The 21514-nt window shown below is 66.0% G+C and carries 16 protein-coding genes; 6 read left to right on the forward strand and 10 right to left on the reverse strand.

Annotated features, from left to right (window positions below):
* Positions 1–49: 49 nt before the first annotated feature.
* On the reverse strand, positions 50–2245 hold the full coding sequence (gene katG, locus ABN034_RS06735; protein WP_502878980.1) for a catalase/peroxidase HPI: 2196 nt from the start codon (positions 2243–2245) through the stop codon (positions 50–52).
* A 27-nt stretch (positions 2246–2272) separates the two neighbouring features.
* On the reverse strand, positions 2273–2686 hold the full coding sequence (locus tag ABN034_RS06740) for a Fur family transcriptional regulator (protein WP_349331396.1): 414 nt from the start codon (positions 2684–2686) through the stop codon (positions 2273–2275).
* A 548-nt stretch (positions 2687–3234) separates the two neighbouring features.
* On the opposite strand from ABN034_RS06740, the gene ABN034_RS06745 reads away from it, so the two are divergent.
* The 3 genes from ABN034_RS06745 to ABN034_RS06755 all read left to right on the forward strand — a co-directional run bounded on the left by ABN034_RS06745 (position 3235) and on the right by ABN034_RS06755 (position 6982).
* Positions 3235–4308, forward strand: a complete 1074-nt coding sequence (locus ABN034_RS06745; protein ID WP_349690119.1) for an ankyrin repeat domain-containing protein — start codon at positions 3235–3237, stop codon at positions 4306–4308.
* Positions 4309–4615: 307 nt separating this feature from the next.
* The gene (locus ABN034_RS06750; protein ID WP_349690120.1) at positions 4616–6568 is read left to right on the forward strand and encodes an ABC transporter substrate-binding protein; all 1953 of its coding nucleotides are present in this window, start codon (positions 4616–4618) and stop codon (positions 6566–6568) included.
* A 237-nt stretch (positions 6569–6805) separates the two neighbouring features.
* Positions 6806–6982: an RraA family protein gene (locus ABN034_RS06755; RefSeq protein WP_349690121.1), complete on the forward strand. Its 177-nt coding sequence runs from the start codon at positions 6806–6808 to the stop codon at positions 6980–6982.
* A 30-nt stretch (positions 6983–7012) separates the two neighbouring features.
* Here the strand turns inward: ABN034_RS06755 and ABN034_RS06760 are convergent, their stop codons facing one another.
* From ABN034_RS06760 to ABN034_RS06770, 3 genes are read right to left on the reverse strand one after another with little or no spacing between them, the layout of a single operon-like run.
* On the reverse strand, positions 7013–7837 hold the full coding sequence (locus tag ABN034_RS06760; protein ID WP_349690122.1) for a glycosyltransferase: 825 nt from the start codon (positions 7835–7837) through the stop codon (positions 7013–7015).
* Between the two features lie 3 nt (positions 7838–7840).
* Entirely contained in the window at positions 7841–8617 is a 777-nt protein-coding gene (locus ABN034_RS06765) for a hypothetical protein (RefSeq protein ID WP_349690123.1), read from the reverse strand.
* Positions 8618–8623: 6 nt separating this feature from the next.
* The gene (locus ABN034_RS06770; RefSeq protein WP_349690124.1) at positions 8624–10453 is read right to left on the reverse strand and encodes a polysaccharide pyruvyl transferase family protein; all 1830 of its coding nucleotides are present in this window, start codon (positions 10451–10453) and stop codon (positions 8624–8626) included.
* A gap of 580 nt (positions 10454–11033) precedes the next feature.
* On the opposite strand from ABN034_RS06770, the gene ABN034_RS06775 reads away from it, so the two are divergent.
* Together ABN034_RS06775 and ABN034_RS06780 are read left to right on the forward strand one after the other, a co-directional pair.
* On the forward strand, positions 11034–13073 hold the full coding sequence (locus ABN034_RS06775) for an ABC transporter substrate-binding protein (RefSeq protein ID WP_349690125.1): 2040 nt from the start codon (positions 11034–11036) through the stop codon (positions 13071–13073).
* 54 nt (positions 13074–13127) lie between these two features.
* Positions 13128–15134, forward strand: coding sequence for an aldo/keto reductase (locus tag ABN034_RS06780; protein WP_349690126.1), 2007 nt, complete (start codon positions 13128–13130; stop codon positions 15132–15134).
* A gap of 21 nt (positions 15135–15155) precedes the next feature.
* Here ABN034_RS06780 and ABN034_RS06785 read toward each other — a convergent pair whose 3' ends face one another.
* From ABN034_RS06785 to ABN034_RS06795, 3 genes are all read right to left on the reverse strand, one after another.
* Entirely contained in the window at positions 15156–15977 is an 822-nt protein-coding gene (locus tag ABN034_RS06785; RefSeq protein ID WP_349690127.1) for a siderophore-interacting protein, read from the reverse strand.
* 131 nt (positions 15978–16108) lie between these two features.
* On the reverse strand, positions 16109–16615 hold the full coding sequence (locus ABN034_RS06790) for a DUF2470 domain-containing protein (protein WP_349690128.1): 507 nt from the start codon (positions 16613–16615) through the stop codon (positions 16109–16111).
* A 617-nt stretch (positions 16616–17232) separates the two neighbouring features.
* Complete coding sequence (locus tag ABN034_RS06795) at positions 17233–18156, reverse strand: alcohol dehydrogenase catalytic domain-containing protein (RefSeq protein ID WP_349690129.1); 924 nt, start codon at positions 18154–18156, stop codon at positions 17233–17235.
* A gap of 105 nt (positions 18157–18261) precedes the next feature.
* On the opposite strand from ABN034_RS06795, the gene ABN034_RS06800 reads away from it, so the two are divergent.
* Complete coding sequence (locus ABN034_RS06800) at positions 18262–19359, forward strand: phosphotransferase (RefSeq protein WP_349690130.1); 1098 nt, start codon at positions 18262–18264, stop codon at positions 19357–19359.
* A 55-nt stretch (positions 19360–19414) separates the two neighbouring features.
* On the opposite strand, the gene ABN034_RS06805 is transcribed toward ABN034_RS06800, so the two are convergent.
* On the reverse strand, positions 19415–20368 hold the full coding sequence (locus ABN034_RS06805) for a hypothetical protein (RefSeq protein ID WP_349690131.1): 954 nt from the start codon (positions 20366–20368) through the stop codon (positions 19415–19417).
* 51 nt (positions 20369–20419) lie between these two features.
* A complete protein-coding gene (locus ABN034_RS06810; RefSeq protein WP_349690132.1) occupies positions 20420–21508 on the reverse strand; it encodes an MASE1 domain-containing protein in 1089 nt (362 codons plus the stop codon).
* Positions 21509–21514: the final 6 nt, after the last annotated feature.

Below are 21514 nucleotides of genomic sequence, written 5' to 3' on the forward strand. Positions count from 1 at the left end.
CCGGGGATGTCCAGGTCGGCCTGAGGTGCGGCCGACCTGGACATCGGTGTCAGGCGAGGTCGAACCGGTCGAGGTTCATGACCTTGTCCCAGGCCGCCACGAAGTCGCGTACGAACTTCTCCTGCGCGTCGTTGGCCGCGTAGACCTCAGCGAGGGCTCGGAGCTCGGAGTTGGAGCCGAAGACGAGGTCGATGGCGGTGCCGGTCCGGGTGATCTCGCCGCTGGCGCGATCACGACCCTCGTACACGAACTCCTGCGACTCGGACGCCTTCCACTCGGTGTTCATGTCGAGCAGGTTCACGAAGAAGTCGTTGGTCAAAGTCCCGGGCCGGTCGGTGAAGACGCCGTGCTGGGCCTGTCCGACGTTGGCGTTCAGGGCACGCATGCCGCCGACCAGAACCGTCATCTCGGGAGCGGTCAGCGTCAACAGATTGGCCCGGTCCAGCAGCAGGGTCTCCGCCGGCAACTTCTCCCCGGCTCGGACGTAGTTGCGGAACCCGTCTGCGGTCGGTTCGAGCACGGCGAACGACTCCACGTCGGTCTGCTCCTGCGAGGCGTCCGTACGCCCCGGCGCGAACGGGACGGTGATGTCGTGCCCGGCGTTCTTCGCCGCTTGCTCGACGGCCGCACACCCACCGAGGACGATCAGGTCGGCGAGCGAGACCTGCTTCCCGCCTGGCTGCGCGCTGTTGAAGTCCCGCTGGACCTGCTCCAGGACCTGGAGCGCCTTGGCGAGCTCGGCCGGGCTGTTGACCTGCCAGTCCTTCTGCGGTGCAAGGCGGATCCGTGCCCCGTTGGCCCCGCCACGCTTGTCGGTGCCGCGGAAGCTTGCCGCCGACGCCCACGCGGTGGAGACCAGCTGGGAGATGGACAGGCCCGATGCGAGGAGCGTGCCCTTGAGGGCAGCGATGTCTTCGTCCGCGATGAGCTCATGGGTGACCTCGGGGACGGGATCCTGCCACAGCTGCGGCTCCGGAACCCATGGGCCGAGGTAGCGGGAGACCGGGCCCATGTCGCGGTGCAACAGCTTGTACCACGCCTTGGCGAACGCGTCGGCCAACTCGTCCGGGTGCTCGAGGAAGCGCCGCGAGATCGGCTCGTAGACCGGGTCGAAGCGCAACGCGAGGTCCGTCGTCAGCATCGTCGGCGCGTGGCTCCGCGACGAGTCGTGGGCGTCGGGCACAGTGCCGGAACCGGCGCTGTCCTTCGGCTTCCACTGGTGCGCCCCGGCAGGGCTCTTGGTCAGCTCCCACTCGTAGCCGAACAGAGTCTCGAAGAAGCTGTTGTCCCACGTCACCGGGGTCGGCGTCCAGGCACCCTCGAGGCCGCTGGTGATCGTGTCCGCGCCCTTGCCGCTACCGAAGGTGTTCCGCCAGCCGAGGCCCTGCTCCTCGAGGGGCGCCGCCTCCGGCTCGGGCCCGACGTTCTCCGCGTGACCCGCACCATGGGTCTTGCCGAACGTATGGCCGCCGGCGATCAGCGCGACCGTCTCCTCGTCGTTCATCGCCATCCGGCGGAAGGTCTCGCGAATGTCCCTGGCGGCGGCCAGCGGATCCGGGTTGCCGTTGGGGCCTTCGGGATTCACGTAGATCAGGCCCATCTGCACGGCGCCAAGAGGTCCCGCGAGTTCCCTGTCGCCGCTGTAGCGCTCATCTCCGAGCCAGGTGTCCTCAGGCCCCCAGATGATCTCCTCGGGTTCCCAGATGTCCTCGCGCCCGAACCCGAAGCCGAACGTCTTGAACCCCATCGACTCCAGGGCACAGTTTCCGGCGAAGACCAGGAGATCGGCCCAGGAGATCTTCTGGCCGTACTTCTGCTTGACCGGCCAGAGCAACCGGCGCGCCTTGTCGAGGCTCGCGTTGTCGGGCCAACTGTTGAGGGGGGCAAATCGCTGCGTGCCGGCGCCGCCGCCACCCCGGCCGTCGGCGATGCGGTAGGTGCCCGCCGCATGCCAGCTCATCCGGATGAAGAGCGGTCCGTAGTGGCCGTAGTCAGCCGGCCACCATTCCTGCGACGTCGTCATCACCTCGACGATGTCTCGTTTCAGCGCGTCGAGGTCGAGGGTCTTGAACTCTTCTGCGTAGTTGAAGTCCTCACCCATCGGACTGGATCGGGGCGAGTGCTGGTGGAGTACCTGCAGGTTCAGCCGATTCGGCCACCAGTCCTGGTTCGTCCTGGGCCGAGTCGGCGTGGGAGTCGGCGCGGAGATTGCTGGGTTCTCACTTTCGCTACCGCGGTCAGACACGTTGGTCCTTCTCCTGTCTCGCTGTTCTCATCTGGTGGCTGGTTGGTTCGCCGCGACACACTCGGGACATCGGCCCCAGTAGATGACCTCGGCTTCGTCGATCTCGTAGCCCGAGTCATCAGCGGCCGTCAGGCAGGGGATGTTGCCGACCGCGCAGTCGACATCGGCGATGGCACCGCACGTCCGACAGACGACGTGGTGGTGGTTGTCCCCGACCCGCGCCTCGTAGCGCGCCAGGGAGCCGCGCGGCTGGATACGCCGCACCAGACCCGCGTCGGTCAGCACCCGCAGTACGTCATAGACGGCCTGGTGGGACACCCCGGCGAGGTTCTCCCGAACGGCACCGATGATCGACTCCGTGTCGGAGTGGGGATGGTCGTGCACCGCGGACAGCACCGCGATCCGCGGTCGGGTGACCCGCAGTGCGGCCCCGCGCACCATCCGCTCGAGGTCCGAAGTCGTTGGCACGCTCCGAAGTTTGGCGCAGTTTCTGGAATCAATCAAGTATCAGGCGGGCCGGGCGCGTTCCGGCCGATTCCATACCAGTCCGCATCGAAGGGGGACATCCGTCAGCACTTGCCTGTGCCCTGTCTTCCCTGGACTAAGATCTGTGCCGGCCGACATGGGCGGCCGACGGTCCGCGTGAAGGGTCGAACCCACCCGTTCACGTCCACCTCGACCGTGGCGCGCTGACTTCCAGCCCGTGAGTAGCGGACGCCGGGCAGAGTGGAAGGAACGTGCCCATGCCCACCCGAAATCTGCCCGAACGACCATCTTTGGTGTACCTGCGCAAGCTCGCCAAGGAGCGGTTGGTCGCATTACGCACGACTCGCCCGGCGACAAAACTCGCCGACACCCAGCAGGCGATTGCCCGCGAGTACGGCTTCTCGAGTTGGCGGGCACTGAAGGCGGAGGTTGATCGGCGACGTGCTCCGAGCACGGCCGACTTCTTCGGCGCGTGCACGACGGGAGACGTCGACGCCCTGCGCATGCACCTGCAGATCGATCCCGGCCTGGTTCGCGAGCGAAACTCGGAAGGCAGCACGGGGCTGCACCTCGCGGTGCGCCACCCAGATGCGCTGCGCCTCTTGATCGAGCACGGTGCCGATCCCCACGTGCGCGACGTGGGCGACAACGCCAGCCCGTTGCACCTTGCCGCCGGGCGAGGGCATCTGGACAGTGTCCGGGTTCTCCTCGACGCGGGGGCTGACGTGCAGGGCGCGGGAGATGTGCACCAGGCCGACGTGATCGGCTGGGCGGCACATGAAGGTAATGAGGCGGTCGTCAACCTGCTGCTCGAGCGTGGGGCCCGCCATCACATCTTCTCCGCGATTGCTCTCGGTGATCTGGAGATCGTCGAAGGCCTGGTCGAGGAGGATCCTGAGTGCCTGTTCCGCCGCCGCTCGCGGTTCGAGAACGGGCAGACGCCACTCCACGCCGCGCTGGCGCCGCCGGACGGGTTGTCAGGAAAGGACCGGCAGTACCCCATGCTCGAGCTCCTGATCGAGCATGGCGCCGAGGTCGACGCGAAGGACGACAAGGGCCGCACGCCGTTGATGATCGCAATGCTGCGTGGCGATCGAGAAGGAATGCGCCTGCTCAAAGCCGCCGGAGCCGAGGAGCCGCGCCAGGCCGAGCGGTCGAGCGCTGACGCTCTTGGCCAGTCGATCAGGAAGCTCTCGATCGGCATGTCCGCACCCAACCTCGCTGAGACGGTGGCGTGGTACACATCCATCGGGTTCAAGGTGGTGACGAGCCACGAGCAGGACGGTGAACTGGACTACGTCATCTTGTCGATCGGCGCTGCGGAGATCCACTTCAATCGTTTCGGCGAACCGGCCTCGCAGGCGCCGACGCTCTGGTTCGTCACCAAACGGATCACAGAGCTGTACGACTGGCTGAAGCAGCGCCAGCTCAGGGTGATGACGGAGCCGGACAGGGTTGATGAACCGGAAGTGCGCTTCGAGGAAGACCTGTATGAACCCTTCTACGGCGGCCGCCAGTTCAGCATCAAGGACAACAACGGCACGTCACTGATCTTCTACGACCCCGTACAGGAATAGGCCCTCAACCCACCAGTGACGAAGGCCTGCGTCGTACGGCTGACCTACGTGCCGGCGCCGGCGCGGAGGGCGGATGGGTCGAGCCGGTCACGTGCACCCTGCTCTTGCGGGTTGTGGCCGCTCGGCCACATCCGGCGGCGAGCGTTGACACCGGCCAGACACCGCCGATAATTTCCCGACAATGAAATTGACCTTCCATTCCTTAGAATTGGCGCTCGACGTGAGCGCCCTTCGGGTAAGAGCCCGGCTTCCGGGACCTCGTGTGGTCGCAGTGGTGTCATCCGCATCTCACCAAGGGACGGCATAGATGACGAGACGCCTTTCGCGTAAGGAGTTCATGTCGATCGGAGCGATGGGGACCGCCGCCCTGCTCACCTCGTGCGACCTGTTGGCGACCGACCCCACGCGCAAGGCCGGCGGCGGACAGGCCGGAGGCGGCACCAACGGGCCGGAGGCGCCGAGCCTGACCCGGCTCGTGAAGAAGGGCGAGCTACCGCCGGTGAAGGAGCGACTGCCGAATGAGCCTAGGGTGATCGACCCTGTCGAGCGGATCGGTCAGTACGGCGGAACCTGGCGCACCGCTCTGGAAAGCACCGACCCGGGCTGGCTGTACATGACGATGCGGTACGACCAGCATCTGGTCGGCTGGGATCCGCAGTGGCAGAAGATCGTCCCGTTCGTCGCCGAGTCCTTCGAGGTCGCGAATGATGCCCGGGAGTTCAACTTCACCCTCCGGTCGGGGATGAAATGGTCCGATGGCGAGCCGTTCACTGCCGACGACCTGGTGTTCTGGCACGACGCGGTGCTCACCAACTCCGAGCTGACCCCGGTCGTCGGTCCGCAATACGGCGACGACGAGAAGCCGGTACGGGTCGAGAAGCATGATGACCAGCACGTGTCGTTCGTCTTCCAAGAGCCCCACGGCCTGTTTCTTCACGAGCTCGCGTGGTTCTGGACTTCGTTCGAGATGCTTGCTCCGCGGCACTATCTGAAGCAGTTCCACCCGAAGTACAACCCGAACGTCGATGAGTTGGTCGCTGAGGCCAAGGTCCCGGACTGGGTGGAGCTCTTCTTCCAGAAGCAGGACTGGTTGAACAATCCTGACCTCCCCACGCTCACGCCGTGGGTACCCACCCGCCCGTTCAACGATGGCCGCCGCATGACCTGGCGGCGCAACCCTTACTACTGGTCTGTCGACTCGAAAGGGAGCCAGCTCCCCTACCTCGACGAGGCGACGTTCACCTTCTTCAACGACCCGGAGACGTTGCTGCTCAACGCGGCGAACGGCGACATCGACATGTACATGCGTGCGGAGACCACGACGCCGCAGAACAAGCCGGTCCTCGCGCAGTCTGCCAAGACCGGCGGGTACCGACTGATGGACGTCACCACGTCCGATCTCAACACGATGGGGCTCTGCCTGAATCTGACCAACCCGAACAAGGCCAGACGCCAGGTCTACCGGGACAAGAACTTCCGCATCGGCCTGTCGCATGCCATCAACCGGCAGGAGATCATCAACGTCGTTCATCAGCGGCAGGGCCGGCCGTGGCAGACCGCGCCCCGGCCAGAGGTTCCGTTCTACGAGTCCGACGACTTCGGTACGCAGTACACGGAGTTCGACCTCGACCTGGCGAGTGAGTATCTCGACAAGACCGGATTCACCGAACGCGACAAGGACGGGATCCGGCTGGGGCCGGACGGGGAACCGATCATCGTGACCGTGCTGACCCCGAGCCGCTACACGTTGATCGTCGACGCTCTCCAGATGATCAAGCCCACCTGGGAGAAGGTCGGCGTCGGACTGCGGATCGACAACGTGGATCCGACCCTGGTCGGCGACCGGCTCGAGGCCAACGAGTACGACTCCACGGCAGATGCCGGTCAGCTCGGCTACATGGACATGATCCGTGACCCACGATGGCTGTTCGCCTCCAGCGGGAACTCGCTGTACGCCCCCCTCTGGGCCAACTGGTTCACGGGCGCCACACCACAGGAGGAACCCCCGGCGGCGATGCTGCGGCAGATCGAGATCTACCGCGAGGAGGTCGTCACCAAGACCAACGTGGAGGACATGTTCGAACCCATGCGACGGATCATCGAGATCGCACGGGACGAGTTCTGGTCGATCGGCATCAGCCTGCCCGAGAGCTACTACGCCGTGGTCAAGAACAACTTCCGCAACGTGCCGGACGACATGTGGATGGCATTCATGTACCCGGGGGTCACCCAGGTCTCCCAGTACTTCATCGACCAGTAGCGAGGCATCGCGTTCGCGGTCTCCGACCTGAGAGGGAGTGCCCATGTCCGTGCCCTGCGTCGTCCATCCCGCCAGGCCGGCACCGTCCGCGGGTCTGGTGACCAGGTTGCGCGCTCTCTCGACGTCGCTGGTGTCCGACGCGTTCGGCCGCTGGGCCGGAGCGCCGGGCATCGGACCGGTCGCCGGGCTGTCCGCCCCGTCGCGATCGCGGGTCTTGCCGTCGATGACGGTGATCTGGTGGTGGGGGACGAGGACGGCGTCGCTGTCATCCCGCGAGCGATGGCCGAAGAGGTGACCGACGCCGCCGAGCAGAAGTCCCGTAGCGAAGAAAGCGACCGGGCGGCGATCGCGACAGGAACCTGGGACCGCACCTGGCTCGACACTGCGCTTGACCTGAGACCACCGAGCTCATAAGGACTCTTCGCTCCGTCTCGAGGAGGGCCGTCAGGGCTCAGAGGTAGCGCCCGGTGCCACGGTGGGCCGCCAGGGTATCGGCTCGGCGGCGGGTGGTTGAGACCTGTCGGTGATGAACGCAATGAGTGCACGTCGGCCACCGAACTTTGCGCGGTTCTTCAGACCGAACGCCATACGCGCAAGCAATGCCCACCGGCCGAAGACCCGGTTGAGAGCCACCGCCCGGGCGTGACTGTCCGCTGGGCTGCCCCACTGCGCGCCGGAGCTCACCCGCGGATGCGTACCGAAGATCAGTGGTACGGCATCACCGGAAAGCCCAGCCCGCAACAGATCCACGATGAAGATGTACTCGTCGCCGAGATGGAGGTCCGTACCCGCGCCGAAGCGCACGTCGAAACGTACGCCTTTGGCCCGGACCTGCGACAGATCGATCAGCATCTCGTACGTCGCCGCCTTCGCCGAGTTGAAGGGAGTCAGGGGCGTCACGTGCCGTGGATACCTCTTCCGCAACGATCCGGACGGGTCCAGCCCTTGCCCGAGAGCCAGCGCATGGCCGGTTCGCTGCAAGTGGCGGATTCCCTGAGCAACTCCGGGGAAGTTCACCGCCACATCGTCATCGCAGAACAGCAGGTAGCGACCGCGCGCATGATCGATGGACGCGTTTCGGCTCTTGGCCACACCCGTTCCGGGAACGGGGATGATGCGGGCACGCGCCAACGCGCCGTCGCCTGTCGGGGATCCACCTTGAACGCACACCAGCACCTCGATGTCCGGAGCGGTACCCGTCAACGAGATGTGGTGCGCCCTCGCGGCCAGGGTTGAGTACGCGATCGTGAGGAGAGGTGCGTTCGACATGGCTCAGTCCGCCCCTCGTCGAGCCGATGCACGAGCAAACCGCATGATGCTGGCCGAGAGCGTCCCGAGTTGCCCGGAGAGTAGACGTAGACCGAGGAACAGCACGATGGCGTTCGCGCTGGAGATGTCGCCGACGAGGGTGCGGAGCAGCATGTACACGAGTACGAGCGCCATGGCCGCGCTGGCCAGCATCGCACCGAACTCCGCATCTCGCACTCGCTCGCCCACTCGTTGGGAAATCGCGACGGTTCCCGGGCGGCTGCCCATCTTGATGTAGTCCTTCTGCAGGGCGAACTGCCGACGGTAGATCGCCGAGACCAGGGCCAGCACCACGGCGACCACCAGGATGTTGACCATTCCCGTGGGCCAGTCGATGAAGAGGAACAGCGTGCTGAACATCACGGCCTGAACCAGGCTGACGAGGACGCCGGACAACTCGAACGCCAGTGCCCATTCCCAGCTCTCCTGGCTGGGACTGCGGGTTCGCCCCGAGACCGCGAAGCCATCTCGGAAGACACGTACGCGTACCAGCCGGACCAGGTGATGGACACCTCGGGTGAGACCGAAGGCAAGGAAGAAGATGGCGATCTGCAGAATCGCACCGTTGGTGTCCTGGGTGAAGGTCTCCGGACCATCGATGATGAGTGACGAGAACAGCCTGAGCACCAGCATCTCCGCGACCGGAAGCGTCGCGGTGACCACGATGAGAAGGCCGACCACCACCCGACTCTTGCAGGTGGTGAACAGCCTCCTGAACGCGGCGAGCAGGTGCGCGAGCATGCGGACCTAGCCGCTTGTCAAAAGGTACGTGGAGACCCCGGCGGCGATGGCCTGCTCGATTTCATCCAACTTGCTTTCGGTGATCTTCTCTTTCGAGATCATGGACTCGAAGTTGACGCGGCGCAGATCCGTGTAGATCGGAATGGGTTCGTACACGGCCTCGAGTCCGGCGCCCAGCGCGTAGTCCTTGTACTTGATTCCGGAGCCGTGCACGGCCGACTCAAAGCCCTCGAAGGTGATCAGGCAGCACGGGATGCCGTAGCTGTGGCAGATGATCATCACATGCATCGCACTGGTGACCACGGCGTCGTACCCGTTCAGTTCCGTCACGAACGAACGGATCGCCTGGGGGTGTGACAGGCAGACGCTGAGCTCGTCCATGTTGTCGGCGAGCGCAGTCGGCAGACTGGCATGCCGGTGGTGCCGCACCAGGGCGATCCTGCCGTTCGTCAGCCCGCGTTCCACCGGGATGATGCGGGAGAGGAGTGCCCCGGGGTCGCCGAAGCTCTCGATGTTCGGCCCGCCGCACTGCTGGACAAGCTCGGCTGTGAGGGGACCACGGACGGAGATGTAGCGCGCCTTCCGGTCGAGTTCGACGTCGGTACTGCTGATGCCCGTGCCGACGACGATCGAGCTGGGTTTGATGAACCGTCCGATGGAGCCGATCGAGAAGATGTGCGGCTCGCTCGTGGGCGCCGTGGGGCTCTGGTAGACGACGGACCGGTCTGTTCTGGCGTCGAGGACCAGCGGGCTCAACCAATCGCCGAAGTTCCCGGGGAACGGCCGCGGCCACCAGGCCAGTCTGATCGGGTCCGCGTCTGAGTTCTTGCTCGCGTACACCGAAAACGCGTCGGCCGCCCGCTTCGCGGCGATCTCCGACTCGGACGGTATCCCGCTCGAGGCCAGCCGGCTGAACGCCTGATCGACCCGGGACACCTCACCTCGCTGACCAGCCATGATCATTTCGTTGATCAGGCGGTTGCGGTGCGGGGATGTGACCCCGCTCGGGAGGTACCGGTCGGCATCCAGGCCACCGCCGGTCAAGACATGCGTGAGACCGAGGTTGTCCGCGATCTTGCGCAGAGATGCCGCCGCCCGTGCGGGAAGTCTCCTTTCGATCAGCTTCGCCGCCCGGAGCGCCTGATGCCGCATCCCACCGACACGGCGCACTCTGGCGGTGCCACCGGTGCCACCGGTGCCACCGGTGCGACCATGCTGCTTCACCTTGTGCTTGTAGGCCTGGACGTTGCCGCTGGCGCCGAACGAGAAGAATGTGGCCACGCCCTGGGGGGTAGCTGGTGCCTTGGAGATGACGGCGATGGAGGGAATGACCTGGAACGACAGACGCGATGCGTTGGAGCGCCATGACTCTTCGAAGAAGTAGTCATCCGTGGCCTTGATCTCGGCACTCTGTTCTAGCAGGTGGGCGTCATGGATGAACTTCCGCGCACTCGGCGTGGTGTTGATCCCGAAGAAGCAGGGTTCCCAGAACCTGGTGCGGTTGGCGTACCCGATGCGCATGGGGGAGCCGAACCCGCGCTGGAAGCCGATGATGTCGGCGGTGAACCCGGCTACATACGTAGGCAATTCCAGCAGGGCGCAGTCGACGTCGATCCAGAAGACCTTCCTGTCCGGCTGCTCGTCGCAAACCCGGGCCAGGAACCCGATCTTCTTGCGGCAGATGTCGGGCCATTCCTCACCGGGCGCCTTCTCGATCTCCTCGAGTTTGTAGGCGACGCCGATACGCTCGAGATTCTTTCGGAGTGAGGCAGCATGTCCCCGGTAATAATCGTCCGAAGTATAGAAGGAGCACACGACGATGTTCGAAAGGTTCATAGCTTTCCCTGCTGTGCCCGGTGAGCCGCATGGCGGCTGCGCTGTTGAGGATGAAGGTGGGGAACCCGGCGGACATCGACAGGTGCCGGTGCTGGAGCCCACGAACGTCCGAGCCGCCAAGGGGCGAGGCGTTCGCCGGGGGAGATCGTGAAGGCCGTGAGACCGGGGGGCGCGCACGGTGCCGAAACCCGTCCGCATCGCCAACGTCGTGGCGGAGGAAGGTTCGAGGATGGCCCAAGCGGTGACGGTCATCCGCCTGACTCCGTCGGTTGGTGTGCGCCGCGCATCTAGGTGTCCCTACAGCTCCAGGTAGGGGTTCCGTGAGCACGACGCGCGCTCCCCCCGCAGTGAAGACGCTGTGGTGGCACAGTTGGTTGCCGACAACTCTCTGCGATCGAACTATCTCGTACCGCTGCCAAGGAGTGGTCCGGACCGCTCAGCACGGAGCCACCAGACGGCACAGACCTTCGCGTGCAATCGGGCGAGGCGTGGCTTGCACCGTCCGAAGATGGCCGGTCGCAGCCGTATACGCGCACAACCGACCGCCCTAGCCTCGTCCCCGAGGTAGGAGGCGGACGCGATGAACGAGAGCTTGGACAGAGCCGACGGCCCGATGAGGTACCGGGAGACCTTCGTCCCGCGTGACCCGTCACGCCGACATGTACTGAGGGCGGGTGGGCTCGCGGCGGCCGCCATGTTCGCGGCCGGCTGCGACCTGCTGTCCACCGATCCACAGGGAAGGAGCGGTGGAGGTGACGGTGCGGACGGCGCCCTGGATGCCAAGGAAGCGCCCGAGCTGACCAAACTCGTCAAGGCCGGCGATCTTCCGCCGCTCGGAAAGCGGCTTCCCGCCAGCCCGATGGTGGTCGAGCCGACCGACCGGCTCGGGACCTACGGCGGACAATGGGACCTGTTCGGCGACAGCCCTCCGCCCGGCGGTGGCGCGGAGGTCTACTACGAGTGGTTGGTGCGGTGGAGTCCGGACTGGAGCGAGGTACTTCCCAACGTCGCCGAGTCCTTCGAGATCGACGACGACGGCCGGCAGTACACGTTCCACCTTCGGGAAGGTATGAAGTGGTCCGACGGAGAGCCGTTCACGACCGAGGACATCGCCTTCGCCTACAACGATGTGGTGCTCAACGAGGAGGCATTCTCCGCACCGCCGTCCTTCTTCGTCACCGGCGGCAAAGCCGCGCAACTGGAAGTGATCGACGACTACACGTTCCGTTTCGTCTTCACGACTCCGAACGGCCTGTTCCTCGAGCAGTTGGCGTCCAACGGTGCCCACGTCCTGACCATCACCGCCAAGCACTACTTCGAGCAGTTCCATCCGAAGTACAACAAGAACATCGACGCGCTGCTGAAGGAAGAAAAGTTCGACACGTGGTACGAACTGTTCGGTGAGAAGGGCGGCTCACTGGGCTGGATCGGCAACATCTGGCAGCCGGAGGTGCCGCTGCTGACCGCGTGGCACACCACGGAGATCACCCAGCAGGACACCCGGATGGTGCTGTCGCGCAACCCGTACTACTGGAAGACCGACCCGCGGGGCCGTCAGCTTCCCTACCTGGATCGGATCGTCCGGCACGTGATCACGGACCAGGAGGCAGCTCTCCTGCGTGCGATGGACGGCGAGTTCGAGTTCCTCCCGCCGACGTTCTACAACCCGAACCTCGGTACGCCGAAGAACAAGCCTGTGCTCGCGTCGAACCGGGACAAGGGTGGGTACGAGTTCGTCGACGGGCTGGACTCGACGATGAACAAGACGGTCATCGCGCTCAATCTGAACCACCCCGACCGCAAACTCGCGGAGGTGTTCCAGAACCGCGACTTCCGCATCGGCCTCTCTCACGCGATCAACCGCGAGGAGATCATCACCGCGGTGTACCAACGGCAGGGCGAGCCCTGGCAGGCGGCTCCGCGTAAGGAGTCGGAGTTCTACCACGAACAACTCGCCACGCAGTTCACGTCGTACGACGTGGACCTGGCCAACCAGCACCTGGACAAGGCCGGCTACACCGAGCGCGACTCCGGCGGATTCCGGCTGCGTCCGGACGGCAAGCGCATTTCGTTCCACATCGACGTGATCACCGAGGAGCCCACCCAGATCGACGCACTCGAACTGGTCAGGAGCTACTGGGAAGACGTGGGTGTGAAGATGGACCTCCACACCATCGACCGGTCCCTCTATTACACGCGCAAGGAAGCCAACAAGCACGACGCCAGCGTGTGGACCGGTGACGGCGGCATGCGGGACGGGATGGTCGACCCGCGGTGGTACTTCCCGGTCAACAACGAGTCGAACTTCGCGCTTCTGTGGATGACGTGGTACGTCACGCGCGGGGAGGAAGGCGAGGAGCCGCCGGAGGCGGCCCGCCGGCAGATGGAGCTGTACGACGAGATCGGACTGACCGTCGACCCGGAGAGACGGCACGAGTTGTTCATGGAGATCCTGCAGATCGCGGCCGACGAGTTCTGGGTGATGGGCACCGTCCTTCCGATCGGGACCTACGGCATCAAGCGGAAGGACTTCCACAACGTGCCGAAGTCGATGATCGCGTCGTGGAGATACCCCACACCGGGCCCGGCCTATCCGGAGCAGTACTTCGTCGAATCTTGAGCGAGGTGACGAGCGGGCGGCCCGGTCGGATGACGAGGGACGAGGGGACGACGTATGAGTACGCAGAACGTGCGCTGGGGAATTCTCGGTCCGGGCCGGATTGCCGGACGGTTCGCGGCTGACCTGCCGAGCTCCGAGACCGGCAGGCTGGTGGCGGTGGCCAGCCGGGACCTCGCGCGGGCCAAGTCGTTCGCCGACCAGCATGGCGCGGATCACGCGTACGGCAGTTACGACGAACTCCTCGCGGACGACACCGTGGACGCGGTCTATATCGCTACGCCGCATCCGCAGCACGCGGAGTGGGCAATTCGCGCCGCCGAGGCGGGTAAGCACCTGCTGTGCGAGAAGCCGCTCACGGTCAACCACGCGCAGGCGACGGCGGTGTTCGAGGCCGCGCGCAGGCACGACGTGTTCGCCATGGAGGCGTACATGTACCGCTGCAACCCGCGGACCGTGCGGCTTGCGGAGCTGATCCGTTCGGGTGCGATCGGCGCGGTCCACCAGATCCAGGCGACGTTCGCGTTCGGGTCCAGTGGAGATCCGGCGAATCGGCTGTTCCGCCAGGACCTCGCGGGCGGCGGCATTCTCGACGTCGGAGGTTATGCGACGTCGATGGCGCGGCTGCTGGCTGGTGCCGCGCGCGGCCAGGCCTTCGCCGATCCCGACGAGGTCGAGGGAGTCGGTCTCATCGGGCGCGACAACCGGATCGACGAGTGGGCCGTGGCGACGTTGCGGTTCGCCGCTTCCGGATCCGATCCGTCCATCACCGCCCACGTGGCGACGGGCGTACGTAGGTCCGCCGAGAACGCCGTACGCGTCTTCGGCAGCGAGGGCTATCTCGTCGTCGGGTCTCCGTGGGGCGCTGGCAGGGATGGAAGTCCCACGACCATCGAGGTCCACCGGGTCGGTGCGGATCCGGAGATCTTCGAGTTCGCCGCCGAGCGACCGTACGCCTTGGAAGCCGACACCGTGGCCTCACACCTGGAGGCTCGGCAGGCCCCGGCGATGAGTTGGGCCGACACGCTCGGAAACATGGCGACGCTGGACCGTTGGCGGGCGGCGATCGGGCTGGAGTACGACGCGGAGCGGATCGACGCCAACATCCCGCCCGTCCACGGGCGGCCGGTCCGCGCCGGATCCGACCACCGGATGCGCTACGGCGAGGTGACGGGGGTGGGAAAGAAGATCTCCAAGCTCGTCATGGGCGCGGGCGGGCGCGGCCTGTCGCACGCGAGTGTGCTGTACGACGACTTCGTCGAGCGCGGCGGCAACTGTTTCGACACCGCGTACATCTATGGCCGTGGCATGACCGAGCGGCTGCTCGGGCAGTGGATGCGCAACCGCGGCAACCGGGACGAGATCGTGGTGATCGGCAAGGGAGCGCACACCCCGCACTGCGACCCCGAGTCGATCGGTCGCCAACTGGCCGAGAGCCTGGAGCGGCTGCAGACCGACCATGTCGACCTGTACTTCATGCATCGGGACAACATCGACGTTCCTGTCGGGGAGTTCGTCGATGTGCTGGACGAACTCCACCGGGCGGGCCGGATCCATGCCTATGGTGGCTCGAACTGGACGACGGACCGGCTCGTCGAAGCGAACGCGTACGCGCAGTCCCATGACAGGAAGGGATTCGTGGCGCTGAGCAACAACTTCAGCCTGGCGCGGATGGTCGAGCCGCCGTGGGAGGGCTGCCTTGCCGCCTCAGACCCCGAACCGCGCCAGTGGCTCGAGGAGCACCAGCTGGCGCTGTTTCCGTGGTCGAGCCAGGCGCGCGGCTTCTTCACCGGACGATCCAGCCCCGACGATCACTCCGACCCCGATCTCGTGCGCTGCTGGTACAGCGAGGACAACTTCCTCCGCAAGGAGCGTGCCGAGACCCTCGCCAGCCAGCGCGGGGTTTCGGCGGTCGCGATCGCGTTGGCGTATGTCCTCGCGCAGGACTTCCCCGCGTTCCCGCTGATCGGTCCGCAGCAGCTCAGCGAGACCCGCGACTCCTACGCCGCCCTCGATGTCGAGCTCACGCCGGCGGAGGTGCGCTGGCTCGACCTCCGCGACTAGGTGGTGTCCACGGGACACCCCCTAGTCGAGCGGGATCTGCCCGATGGGTTCGCGCTTCTCGGCCTGGAACCGGTCTTCGGTCCTTCCGTACGCCCAGTAGCCGGACACCGAGAGCTGGTCCCGCGATAGGCCTCGTACGTTCTTGAGGTAGTTCCGGAGTTCTTTGACCATGCCGCGTTCACCGTGCACGAACACCTGCACCCGGCCCTCCCGCCACGGACTCTTGGTAACCGTGTCGACGAGCACGGTGGACGTTCCCGCGTGAACGCCGTCCCGGTGCAGCCAGTGGACGAGGACGCCGTCCGGGTGGGTGAGTTCTTGGTGGTCCTCGGTGGAGTCCACCTCGATGAACGCGTCGCCGACGGCATTGTCGGGCATCGCCTCGAGCGCCGCCGCAATGGCGGGGAGGGCAGCTTCGTCTCCGGCCAGCAGGTGCCAGTCGGCCTCGGCGCTGGGCGTGTAGGCGCCACCGGGCCGGGAGACCACCAGGCGATCACCGGGTCTGGCGGCGACGGCCCACGGCCCGGCAACGCCTTCGTCTCCGTGGACCACGAAGTCGATGGCGAGCTGGCGCTTCTGCTGGTCGTACCAGCGCACCGTGTAGGTGCGGCGCACGGGCATGTCGTCGGGTGCGAGCCGTTGTCGTAGCTCGGCGAGATCGTACGGCGGCGTCAGCCCGAGTTCGGGTTTGACGAAGGTGATCTTGACGTAGGCGTCGGTGTGGAGGTCGTCGCCGAACGTGGCGAGTGAGTCGGCGGTGAGGACGACGCGGATCATGTGTCGCGTCAGCCGCTGCGTGTGGACAACCTCGACGTCGTGGTAGTCGGCCCTGCTTCTGGTCATGGTGGAAGTGGCTCCTCTGGGCACATGCTCGAGTGGGTCGACCTGGCGCGGCGAACAGATTGCCTCCGCCAGCGGTGTCGCGCGGATGATGGCCGCGACATCACCCGATCCCGCTGGGAGGGTGGCAGCGGTCATCGCTCGGCGCGCAGTCGTCGGCGACGGGGGCAGAGGTTGGCGCGCGTGAGGAGGGCGCGGAACTGCGGGCCCACCTGCGCGACGTCGGTCAGTCGTACGGGAAACGGCAGGCGGACATCGTTGTGGTGGCGTGTGTATTCGAGCCGAAGGGTGATCCCCCAGCGATCCATTGCCAGGGGCAGCACCCGGATGACGTGGTGCATCAGCCGCGGATCGATCAGGCGGGTCAGCTTTGCTACGAGGTCGGCGTGGGCGTCGGCCAGATGCAGAAGCAGGTCGGCCTCATGCGCGGCCAGTGGATCGGTTTCTGCCGAGGCGAGTTCGTCGGGACTGACAGTGACACTGCCGCCGTTCTCTTTGAACGTGATCAGTTCAGGATCCAGCCGAGCGGCGATCGGGTCCGTCGCATCGCGGGCAGGAACAGGGGCCAGCCGTCCGGCAAACGTGACCTTGGCGCGAACCCGGTCCCGCACCGAGATCGGTGCCAGGTCGGTGAACTCCACCACGGCTCGCAGGCCCTCGCTCGGACCATGAGCGATGTCGGTTGGCACCCGGCAGTCGGTGGGTAGGCGAAGGACGACCCGACCCTGACCGTCAAGCGCGTGGAGGCCGAGCAGCACCTGCCGGTGCCCGTCCGCGGAGAGGGTCATGGAAGCCGCCGCGGCGACGGCGGACCGGGTCCGTTCCGGAACGGTCGGCTCGATGCGACCGGAGACGGGAGCGCCCATTCGCGACCTCCAATAAGGTAAGCCTGTCCTAACCTAGTCGACTGGGAGGGGGAGCACCAGACTTTCCCTCAGTCCGCTCGTACGGCCTGACCGATGGCGGGCGTTCCGGTAGGGGACGCCACTCGCTCGAGCCTGAATCGAATGCGGAGAAGTGGCTTACCGTGGCCGCGTTCGGTATGCCACTTCTCCGCATCGACGCTACGTCGGGCGGTCGCTGAGGGTGGGTGCGGCCCCGGCGAGGGCGGGAGTCCGACGATTCACGACGTGTCGGGGCCCGTCATCGGCGGTCTCCCGGAAGAGGTCGAGCTCGTCACCGGTGCCCTCGCTGCGCGGTGCCCCGACCTCCACGGCAGTGCCACGAGTGCGGCCATGTGTGTGCGTGAGGACTCTGATCAGTCCCTGACCGGAGTGCACGCCGGAGCACGCTCGTCAGGGCGTGATGACGACCTTGCCGACGTGCCTACCCTGCAGGAACTGCCGCTGCGCATCGTGGATGTTCTCCAGCGCGTGACGTCCAGCGATTCGCGGCTGGACAGCGGCATGAGCTGCTCGATCCAGGGTCCGCCGGCGACGTCGGCCACGGCGTCCAGACCTTGCCTGGTGGCCTCGGTGACCTGCTCGGCGACAGTCCCGCGGTCGCGGACGACGACCTGGCTGGCGCCCGCATCGAGAAGCTCATCCGCCTTGGAGCTGCTGGTGAGCGCCAGCACGGTGGCCCCGCGGGCGACAGCCAGGTGCACGAACGCCAACCCGACACCGCCTGACGCGCCGGTGACGAGCACACTCTCACCTGCGTGGAGGTTCACTCGCACCAGCATTCCCATCGCCGTGCCGTAGGCGATCGGCAAGCAGGCAAGCTGTTCGTCGGACAAGGGAGAGTCCGAGACGTCATGCGCCTGGCTCGCGGGGACGGCGACGTACTCGGCGAAGCCCCCGTCGGCCTCGCTGCCCAGCAGCCCGACGGGCGGAGCAGAGGGACGCTCGTCAAGATAGAGGGCGGGATCGACGACTACGCGCTGGCCAACCATCCGTTCGGGCACGTCCGAGCCGGTCGCGACAATCTCACCAGCGATGTCGCCGCCCTGCACCCGGGGAAACGACAGCGGGCCACGCCAGCCGGCCAGCGCGTCCGGCTTCCCGGACAATCCGTATGCGCCCTCACGCGTCCAGACATCGGTGTTGTTGACGGCAGTCGCGGTGACCCGGACGAGGACCTCCTCGGGCCCGGGCGTCGGTACGGGCCAGTCACGGCGCACCTCGAGCGCATCAAGGTCACCGTGACGTGTCAGAACCGCCGCCGTCATCAGTCTGCTCATCCATCGATCCTTCCACCGCGAGAGTTGTCGACCCCTGGTGCCATGGCGTCTACCCGGTCTACCCGTACCAGCGCTCAGCAGGCCGAGCGTGTCACCCTTGCCGGCATGAACTCCTCCGGTCAGGGTCACCCGGTGACCGAACCTCCACAGCGACCGCGGTTTGGCCCGGTCCGGCAGATCCCTCCTGACGAGGTGCTGAAAGGTTTGACCGGCGCCGCGGCCGACACCGGGTGGGTCGTCGACCAGTTCGGTGACGACGGTGGCTATCCCAACGGCGGGATCTGGCAGGTGAGCGCCGACCGACCGAATGGTGCCGGTCCCTCGAGCGTGTGGGTCAAGCGCACGGGTGCCAGCTACCTCGGCGACAGTCGGGTGTGGCGCTGCCGGTTCGCATCGGATGATCCGCAGTGGTGGGGACGCGAAGCTGCGTTCTACGAGTCAGATCTGGCGGTCTCGGGTTGGCCAGGCGGCGTACGTGCGGCGCGCTGTTACGCGATCGACGACCACGACGAGTGCCGCGACCTGTGGCTGGAGTCCGTCGACGTCCCGGCGCCCCTGCGCGTGTGCGAGCGGGCTGCCAGCGGGCTGGCTGGGTGGCAGGTCGCCCACCTGGACAGCGACCGCTCCTGGTTGGCCGAGGACTGGATTCCCACCCACGTCAGCCGTTACGGGCTCGATAACGAGCGGACCCTCGCGCATCCGGCTTGGCCGACCGCGATCGACCGGGGCCTCGACCCGGTGCTGCGTTGCGTCGTCGAAGTACGGGTCACCGACCCGGCGGAGATCCGGCGTCAGCTCCAGGACTTTCCGCAGGTCCTGACGCATCACGACTTCCACCACGCCAATATCGGCACTGTCGACGAGGAGGTCGTCATCATCGACTGGGCATTCGTGGGCTGGGGACCGATCGGACACGACGCCGGCCATCTCGCCCTCGACGCCGAAGCCGACCTGGGGGCGTCTCCCAGCGAGGCCTGGCACGCCATGCAGTCGGCGTACTGCGATGGCCTGAGTGCAGCTGGCTGGTCCGGTGACCTCGACCTCGTCCGACGGTCGATGGTGGTATCCAACGCTCTTCGTCTCGGCTGGACGATCGACCATTTCCTGAGCGTTGCCGAGCAACTTTCCGACGACACCTTCGCTGCGATGTCGGCCAGGATGAATTTCCTCGCTGGCCTACTTGAACTGGAGTCTCAGTCGTGATCCAGCGCCTGCGGCGACTGGTGACGATCGCGGACGTCGTCGGTGCACGCGAGCCTCACCCGGACAGGAGGTGGTCTCGCCTCGCGTCGAGCTCGCTGAGCTGGCCGGCGATGTCACGCGAGGTCTTCTCCAGCTGCTGGAGTGCCTGACGTACGGCCTTGCTCGCCGTTTCAGCGCGGCGGCCTGCCTCCTGGATCCGTGACCGTACCGCCAGGTCGCTGAAGATGTTGTCGAAGAACACGTCGAAGGTACGCGTCATGCCGTCGACCTGCACGCCACCGATCGCGGCGATCCCCACGTCGGCGAGCTCGCGCGAGAAGTCCCCGAGCGCGACATCTGCGCGGTGAAGGAGATCCGTAGCCTCGTCCATCCTGTTGTACTTCATCATGTCCGTGACCAGTCCGCCGCCGAGAAACGTGTCGAAGGTCGACCACGACTCCGCCTTGCCGAGGACCTCGACCGCCTGCTCGACCAGGGCAGAGGCCGCCTTCCCGGCTGCGTACGCCTCGGCGGTCTCCTTGCGCGCGGCGATGAGCGCGCCGCGTTGCCTGGCGATGTCCTCCAACGATGCGGCGAGAGCAGAGTCGTTGGTGAGCGCCCACTGCTCCTTGGCGGCGAGGGCACGGCTGTGGACGTCGTCGACGTCGCCCAGCCCGTCGAGCTGTGCCTGGACCGACTCCGCACTACGGTGGGCGGCGGCCCGTCGGGCCTCCGCTTCCGCGACGGCGTAGCTGGCGGCATCACGCTCGGCGCGTTCACGGTCGAGATCGTCGGTACGTGATCCGCGAAGAGTCGCCCAGATTCGGGTGGGCGAGAAGGACTCCAGCGCGTCGACGTCCTTGGCCTCGTCGGCGAGTCGATCGCGGAGTTCCTTGACCTGCTTGTCCAGAAGCTGGACGTGGGCCTGTTCGGTCGACAGCCGTCGGGTCAGGTCCGTGTGCTGCCGGCGGAGTTCGGCGGCGTGGGCAAGGTCGGCCTCGATCTGGGCGAGCCGGGAAGGTTCGGTCACACGCCGATTTTAGAGCGCGTCGCCGAGCCGGTACGAACGCCGAGCCCGCATCTATCGATAGCGCGGTGGTGGAACCCATTTCTTTCTGACGCTGCCCGTCGACTGTTTCCGCGTCGTACTCTGCTCTTCCCCGTGCGACATTTCCCGGTACGACTCTGCGTCCGGGAGCAGGCTCTGATGTAACCGCTCGACGACCTCGGCCAGGCGAAAGCACGTTTGCTGGACGTCCGCGCGGGCTTGGCGCCACTCGGCGATGACCACCGCAAGCAGCAGCCCCGTGAGAACGAACGTTCCATTGAACACCTGAAGGATCACGACATTCTCGTACAGATTGCGCCCCTCGAAGAGGCCGTAACCATGCGCAGCGGTGTCGATCGCCACAGCTGACACGATCAGCGCGCATGGCGCCACGCCATTCAACTGAAACCGCAGTGCCGCCAGTACGACGAGTGGAAAGGAAATGAACGGGACGCCGAATTCTCTGTCTCCGATGATCGTGAGTGTGAGGGTGGTGAGCAGCAGACCAGCAAGCTCGAGCCCCCGCCACGACCCGACCCGGATGGCGAGCCGGGGCTCGTCTCGCATGGCACGCAGAAACCTGTTCAGAACAAGGATGAACGGGGCCACGACCAGGACGCCCAACACGTCGCTCGACCACCACACGACCGACACCTGGAGGAACTGTCGCGCCGGCAGGACATCCGCGACCACGAGTGCGGCAGTGCCCAGTGCCGCGCTGAGCGACATTGCCCCAAAGGCGCCAAGGAGCACCAGCGACAGTGCGTCCCTGAATCGGTCCAGCTCGATCCTGAACCCCACGCGCCGGAGGAGGAGATAGGCACAGACCGGTGCAAGAGTATTTCCAAGGGAAACCAGGAGCGCTTCGGGCGCAGGCACCGCCTGTACGTTGGACAGGAACGAGCCGAGTGTGATGGCCGGCCATATCCGGATATCGAAGAGCAGGAGACTGGCCAACGCGATTCCCGCCGATACCCACAGCGACGTCACCGGCAGGCCGAGCGGTTTGGTCAAGACACTCAGATATGTCCCGGCGTAATAGGCCATAGCAACGCCAATGACCCGCACTCCGAGAAAGGCGCGTGCCTTGAGATCATCAGCAGGGCGGCCAGTGGCGACCACCACGTC

This window comes from Actinopolymorpha sp. B11F2 (genome assembly GCF_040195635.1).
Classification (GTDB): domain Bacteria; phylum Actinomycetota; class Actinomycetes; order Propionibacteriales; family Actinopolymorphaceae; genus Thermasporomyces.